The 7,064-nt window shown below is 70.6% G+C and carries 2 protein-coding genes and 2 pseudogenes; 2 read left to right on the top strand and 2 right to left on the bottom strand.

Annotation, left to right across the window (positions count from 1 at the left end):
- Positions 1-100: 100 nt before the first annotated feature.
- A pseudogene (locus tag A9X05_RS29860) lies at positions 101-2,014 on the bottom strand (type I polyketide synthase); the annotation flags it as partial.
- A gap of 79 nt (positions 2,015-2,093) precedes the next feature.
- On the opposite strand from A9X05_RS29860, the gene A9X05_RS17055 reads away from it, so the two are divergent.
- Together A9X05_RS17055 and A9X05_RS17060 are read left to right on the top strand one after the other, a co-directional pair.
- The gene (locus tag A9X05_RS17055; RefSeq protein ID WP_067782904.1) at positions 2,094-3,782 is read left to right on the top strand and encodes a beta-ketoacyl reductase; all 1,689 of its coding nucleotides are present in this window, start codon (positions 2,094-2,096) and stop codon (positions 3,780-3,782) included.
- Positions 3,782-6,385, top strand: a pseudogene (locus A9X05_RS17060) (type I polyketide synthase); the annotation flags it as partial. The gene A9X05_RS17055 and the pseudogene A9X05_RS17060, both read left to right, overlap by 1 nt.
- Here A9X05_RS17060 and A9X05_RS17065 read toward each other — a convergent pair.
- The gene (locus tag A9X05_RS17065) at positions 6,360-6,779 is read right to left on the bottom strand and encodes a hypothetical protein (protein WP_067782907.1); all 420 of its coding nucleotides are present in this window, start codon (positions 6,777-6,779) and stop codon (positions 6,360-6,362) included. The pseudogene A9X05_RS17060 and the gene A9X05_RS17065 overlap by 26 nt on opposite strands.
- Positions 6,780-7,064: the final 285 nt, after the last annotated feature.

The raw sequence follows: 7,064 nt of genomic DNA on the forward strand, positions 1-7,064 counted from the left end.
CCCGCACACGGGGCGCTGTGGGGCCTGGGACGCACCCTCGCACTCGAACACCCCGAAATCTGGGGCGGCATCATCGATCTGGACGGGTGGGTGCCCGCACGGTGTGGAGGTTGGTGCGGAAGGTGATGGTGTCGTCGGTATCGCGTTGCAGGGTACCGAGACTCAGATAGCTGGTGGCCGGCTTTCCTTCCCCCAGGGTGTCGAGTACGGCTTGGGTGAGCAGGGGGTGTGCGCTGATTTCGATGAAGGTGTGGTGGTCGGTGCCGGCGTGGGCGATGGCTTGGTGGAAGTGGACGGGGTTGCGCATGTTGGTGGCCCAGTGGTCGGCGTCGAAGACCGGGCGGGTGTCGAGGTCGGGGTAGGTGGTGGAGATGATCGGGATGCGTGGCGGTTGGGGGGTCAGGTCGGCCAGTTCCGCGCGCATCGGGGGTTGCAGGGGGTCCATGGCCGGGTTGTGCGGGGAGACTTCGATGTTGACCCGGCTGGCGAACCGGTTGTGGGCGCGGACCTCGGCGATGAGCTGATCGATCTGGTCGGTGGGTCCGGCGATGACGGTTTGGCGGGGGGAGTTGTAGATGCCCAGGGTGATTTCGGGGTGCTCGGCGATCAGCGCCTCGGTGGCGGGCGCGTCGAGCTCCAGCAGGGCCATGCCGCCGTGCCCGGACAGCGGGGCCATCAACCGCGATCGCGTCGCGGTCACCCGCAATCCCTGGGCGGGCGTGAGCGCACCGGCCACCACGGCGGCGGCGACTTCGCCCATGGAGTGGCCGATGACCAGGTCGGGGGTGATGCCGTGGGCGCGCCACAGCGCGGTCAGCGCCAGCTGCATGCCGATCAGGCCCAGCTGGATCTGTTCGATGCCGACCAGTTCGCTGCCGGTGGCGATCACCTCGCGCAGCGAAAACCCGGCCTGGGCAACGAAATCGGGCTCCAACTCGTCGACCGCCGCGGCGAAGGCCGGCTCGTCGGCCAGCAGCAGGCGGCCCATGCCGGCCCACTGCGACCCGCGCCCGGAGTAGACGAACACCGTGCCCGGCCCGACCGCGCCCTCGCGGGGCAACACCACCCCGGGGGCGTGCTGGCCACCCCCCAGTGCCCGCAGCCCGGCCACCGCCTGGGCACGGTCGCGGGCGACCACCGTGCCAAATCGCGCCTGCCGGGCCCGGTGATGGTTGAGGGTGTGCGCCACATCGCCGAGGGCGACCCCGGCCCCGCCACCCTGCATCCACTCGGCCAGCACCGACGCCGTCGCCGCCACCCGCCGCGCCGTCTTACCCGACACCACCAACGTCGACACCCCGCCGTCGGGGCCGGCGTCGTCGACCGGCGCCAACCCAGGGCCCTGCTCGACGATGGCGTGCGCGTTCGTCCCGCCGAGACCGAACGACGACACCGCCGCCCGGCGAGGACCCGCATCGGACGGCCATTCGATGTTCTCGACGGGCACGAAGAGCCGGGTCGACGACGCGTCGATCGCCGGATTCCACTGCGAGAAGTGCAGGTTCGGCGGGATCTGCCCGCGCTGCACCGCCAGCACCGCCTTGATGAACCCGGCCACCCCGGACGCCGCCTCCAGGTGGCCGATGTTGGTCTTCACCGCGCCGAGCGCGCACGAGCCCGGGCCGCGCCCGTAAGTGGCTGCCAGCGCTTCGAATTCGATCGGATCCCCGAGCGCCGTCCCCGTTCCGTGGGCCTCCACGTAGTTGACGCTTTCCGGTGCGATGTCGGCCGACCGCAACGCGTCGGCGATCACATCGCATTGGGCGGCCGTGTTGGGCGCGGTGATGCCGTTGGAGCGCCCGTCCTGGTTGACCGCCGAACCCCGCACCACGGCCAGCACTCGATCGCCGTCGCGCACCGCGTCGGTCAGCCGCTTGAGCACCACCACCCCCTGGCACCACACCCGCCACTGGATCGACATCGCGTCCGCCGCCCCACCGGCGTTGCGGCCCAACAGTCCCCGCGCTGCGACGGACACCCGCTCTGCGCGAAGGGGCAACGGCACCCCGATCGATGACTGGTCCTATGGGGTTGCCTGGCCCGTGCGACCGCTCCCCGATGCTCCGCCACCCGGCGGCGGTCGATGGCTGGTCGTGGGCGACACCGAGCTGACCGGCGAACTGGACCGCGTCGCCGGGTCCCAAATCGGCATCGAGGGCCTGGAGTCCGGCGCCCTCGCCGACGAAGAGGCACTGCACGGGGCGCTCAACGGTGTCGACCGCGTGCTCTACGCGCCGCCCGCCTCCGGAACGTCGGTCGCGGTCGCCTATCAGCTGTTCCACCACACCCGCCGGCTCACCGCGGCCATGGCGGCCGCCGCCACGCCAGCGAAGCTGTTCATCGTCACCCGCAACGGCCAACCGACCACCGAGGGCGACCGCGCCAACCCCGCACACGGGGCGCTGTGGGGCCTGGGACGCACCCTCGCACTCGAACACCCCGAAATCTGGGGCGGCATCATCGACTTCGATGAAGCCGTACCCGCCGAACTGACCGTGCCCCGGCTGCTGGCCGAAGCCGCCGGCACCGACGGCGAGGACCAGGTCGTCTACCGGCAGGGCCTGCGCCACGTCCCGCGATTGCAACACCGCGCCCTGCCCACCCAAGCCGTCACGTTGGACGGCGGCGCCTGCCAGCTGGTCATCGGCGCCACCGGAAACATCGGCCCACACCTGATCCGCGAACTCGCCAGGATGGGCGCAAAGACGATCGTCGCCGTTTCGCGCAACCCCGGTTCGCGGCTCGACGAACTGACCGAAAGCCTTGCCGCGGCCGGGACCACGCTGGTCACCGTCGCCGCCGACGCCACCGACGAGACCGCGATGGCCGCGCTGTTCGACCGGTTCGGCGCCGACCTGCCGCCCCTGGAGGGCATCTACCTGGCTGCCTACGCCGGCGGCCCAGTGCTGCTCGACGAAATGACCGACGACGACGTCACGGCGATGTTCGCGCCCAAGCTCGACGCCGCGGCGCTGCTGCACCGCCTGACCCTGACCACACCGGTGCGCCACTTCGTGGTGTTCTCCTCCATCTCCGGCCTCACCGGTTCGCGGTGGCTGGCCCACTACACCGCCACCAGCGGCTACCTGGACGCCCTGGTGTACGCCCGGCGCAGCCTGGGGCTCGCGGCCACCACGGTCAACTGGGGATTGTGGAAATCACTGGCCGACAGCGACGGTGATGCCGGTCAGGTCAGCGTCGGAACCGGCCTGCTGCCCATGGACGACGAGACCGCCATCACGGCACTTCCCCTGGTGTCGAGTCCCGCCGCCGGTGCGCATTCGGTTGTGGTAGAAGCGGATTGGCCGCTGCTGGCGGAGGCCTATCGGATCCGCGGCGCACTGCACATCGTCGACGACCTGCTTCCGGACTCGGCGGGCGCCGCCCTCATCCCGGCGAAGGACTGGTCGCACCTGACACCTGCGCAGGTGCACCGGGAGCTGGAAAGCGGGCTGCGCGGCATCGTCGCCCGAGAACTGCGGATTCCCGAACCGGAGCTGGAAAGCGATCGGCCACTCGCCGAGCTCGGCCTGAACTCGCTGGGCGCCATGGCAATTCGCCGGGAGGCGGAGACCTTGGTGGGTGTTGAAATCTCGACCACCATGCTGTTCAATCACCCCACCGTCGCCGCGCTGGCGGACCAGCTCACCAAAATGGTCGCGCCCGAAGGGGATTCGGGACATGACGAGATCGCGGCGTTGTCCGCCTCGGCGGGAAGCACGCTGGACAGTTTGTTCGACCGCATCGAGTCGTCCTCCGTCACCGCCGAGGAGCCCGCGTAATGCGCAGTCTCTTCAGCCGCGTCTCGGACATGACGGCGCAGCAGCGCACCGCTCTGTCCGAAGAATTCGCCCGTGCCGCCCGCACCGTGACGGCCGAACCCATCGCTGTGGTGGGGATCGGTTGCCGATTCCCCGGCGAGGTGACCGGACCGGACAGCTTCTGGGAGTTGTTGGTCGAGGGCCGGAATGCGATCTCCGGGATCCCGTCGGATCGGTGGGACGCCGAGGCCTTCTACAGCCCCGACCCCTTGACGCCCGGTCACATGACGACCAAGTGGGGCGGCTTCGTGCCCGACATCGCGGGGTTCGACGCCGAGTTCTTCGGCATCACCCCGCGCGAAGCCGCATCGATGGACCCGCAGCAGCGGATGGTGCTCGAGGTCGCCTGGGAGGCGCTCGAACATGCCGGCATTCCAACGGATTCACTGGCCGACACCCGAACAGGCGTGATGATCGGCACCTACTTCAACGAATACCAGTCCATGCTGGCGGCCGGCCCGGAGCAGGTGGACGCCTATACCGGAACCGGCAACTCCCACAGCATCACCGCGGGCCGGATCTCCTACCTGTTGGGGTTGCGTGGGCCTGCGGTGGCGGTGGACACCGCCTGCTCGTCGTCGTTGGCGGCGATCCACCTGGCCTGCCAGAGCCTGCGGTCCCGCGAGAGCGACCTGGCGCTGGCCGGCGGGGTCAGCGCGACGCTGCGGCCCGAGACCCAGATCGCCATCTCGGCTTGGGGATTGTTGTCGCCGCAGGGTAGGTGCGCGACGTTCGACGCGGCGGCGGACGGGTTCGTCCGCGGCGAGGGCGCGGGGGTCGTGGTGCTCAAGCGGCTGACCGACGCGGTGCGCGACGGCGATCGAGTGCTGGCCGTGGTGCGGGGTTCGGCGGTCAACCAGGACGGGCGCTCCAACGGCATCACCGCGCCCAACACGGCCGCCCAATGCGATGTGATCGCCGACGCGTTGCGGTCGGCCGACATCGCACCGGAAAGCGTCAACTACGTGGAGGCCCACGGAACGGGGACGGCGCTCGGGGATCCGATCGAATTCGAAGCGCTGGCAGCCACTTACGGGCGCGGCCCGGGCTCGTGCGCGCTCGGCGCGGTGAAGACCAACATCGGCCACCTGGAGGCGGCGTCCGGGGTGGCCGGGTTCATCAAGGCGGTGCTGGCGGTGCAGCGCGGGCAGATCCCGCCGAACCTGCACTTCTCGCAGTGGAATCCGGCGATCGACGCGTCGTCGACCCGGCTCTTCGTGCCCGTCGAGAACATCGAATGGCCGTCCGATGCGGGTCCTCGCCGGGCGGCGGTGTCGTCGTTCGGTCTCGGCGGGACGAACGCGCACGCCATCGTCGAGCAGGGCCCTGGGTTGGCGCCGGTCGACGACGCCGGCCCCGACGGCGGGGTGTCGACGTTGGTGGTGTCGGGTAAGACGGCGCGGCGGGTGGCGGCGACGGCGTCGGTGCTGGCCGAGTGGATGCAGGGTGGCGGGGCCGGGGTCGCCCTCGGCGATGTGGCGCACACCCTCAACCATCACCGGGCCCGGCAGGCGCGATTTGGCACGGTGGTCGCCCGCGACCGTGCCCAGGCGGTGGCCGGGCTGCGGGCACTGGGGGGTGGCCAGCACGCCCCCGGGGTGGTGTTGCCCCGCGAGGGCGCGGTCGGGCCGGGCACGGTGTTCGTCTACTCCGGGCGCGGGTCGCAGTGGGCCGGCATGGGCCGCCTGCTGCTGGCCGACGAGCCGGCCTTCGCCGCGGCGGTCGACGAGTTGGAGCCCGATTTCGTTGCCCAGGCCGGGTTTTCGCTGCGCGAGGTGATCGCCACCGGCAGCGAACTGGTCGGCATCGAACAGATCCAGCTGGGCCTGATCGGCATGCAGCTGGCGCTGACCGCGCTGTGGCGCGCCCACGGCATCACCCCCGACCTGGTCATCGGCCACTCCATGGGCGAAGTCGCCGCCGCCGTGGTGGCCGGTGCGCTCACGCCCGCCCAGGGATTGCGGGTGACCGCGACGCGATCGCGGTTGATGGCCCCGCTGTCCGGGCACGGCGGCATGGCCCTGCTGGAGCTCGACGCGCCCGCCACCGAGGCGCTGATCGCCGAGCACCCCGAAATCACCCTGGGCATCTACAACTCCCCCCGCCAAACCGTCATCGCCGGACCCACCGACCAGATCGATCAGCTCATCGCCGAGGTCCGCGCCCACAACCGGTTCGCCAGCCGGGTCAACATCGAAGTCTCCCCGCACAACCCGGCCATGGACCCCCTGCAACCCCCGATGCGCGCGGAACTGGCCGACCTGACCCCCCAACCGCCACGCATCCCGATCATCTCCACCACCTACCCCGACCTCGACACCCGCCCGGTCTTCGACGCCGACCACTGGGCCACCAACATGCGCAACCCCGTCCACTTCCACCAAGCCATCGCCCACGCCGGCACCGACCACCACACCTTCATCGAAATCAGCGCACACCCCCTGCTCACCCAAGCCGTACTCGACACCCTGGGGGAAGGAAAGCCGGCCACCAGCTATCTGAGTCTCGGTACCCTGCAACGCGATACCGACGACACCATCACCTTCCGCACCAACCTCCACACCGTGCGGGCACCGAGCCGTCCAGATCGATGATGCCGCCCCAGATTTCGGGGTGTTCGAGTGCGAGGGTGCGTCCCAGGCCCCACAGCGCCCCGTGTGCGGGGTTGGCGCGGTCGCCCTCGGTGGTCGGTTGGCCGTTGCGGGTGACGATGAACAGCTTCGCTGGCGTGGCGGCGGCCGCCATGGCCGCGGTGAGCCGGCGGGTGTGGTGGAACAGCTGATAGGCGACCGCGACCGACGTTCCGGAGGCGGGCGGCGCGTAGAGCACGCGGTCGACACCGTTGAGCGCCCCGTGCAGTGCCTCTTCGTCGGCGAGGGCGCCGGACTCCAGGCCCTCGATGCCGATTTGGGACCCGGCGACGCGGTCCAGTTCGCCGGTCAGCTCGGTGTCGCCCACGACCAGCCATCGACCGCCGCCGGGTGGCGGAGCATCGGGGAGCGGTCGCACGGGCCAGGCAACCCCATAGGACCAGTCATCGATCGGGGTGCCGTTGCCCCTTCGCGCAGAGCGGGTGTCCGTCGCAGCGCGGGGACTGTTGGGCCGCAACGCCGGTGGGGCGGCGGACGCGATGTCGATCCAGTGGCGGGTGTGGTGCCAGGGGGTGGTGGTGCTCAAGCGGCTGACCGACGCGGTGCGCGACGGCGATCGAGTGCTGGCCGTGGTGCGGGGTTCGGCGTACAG

Source organism: Mycobacterium sp. E3298 (assembly GCF_001666895.1).
Classification (GTDB): Bacteria; Actinomycetota; Actinomycetes; order Mycobacteriales; family Mycobacteriaceae; genus Mycobacterium.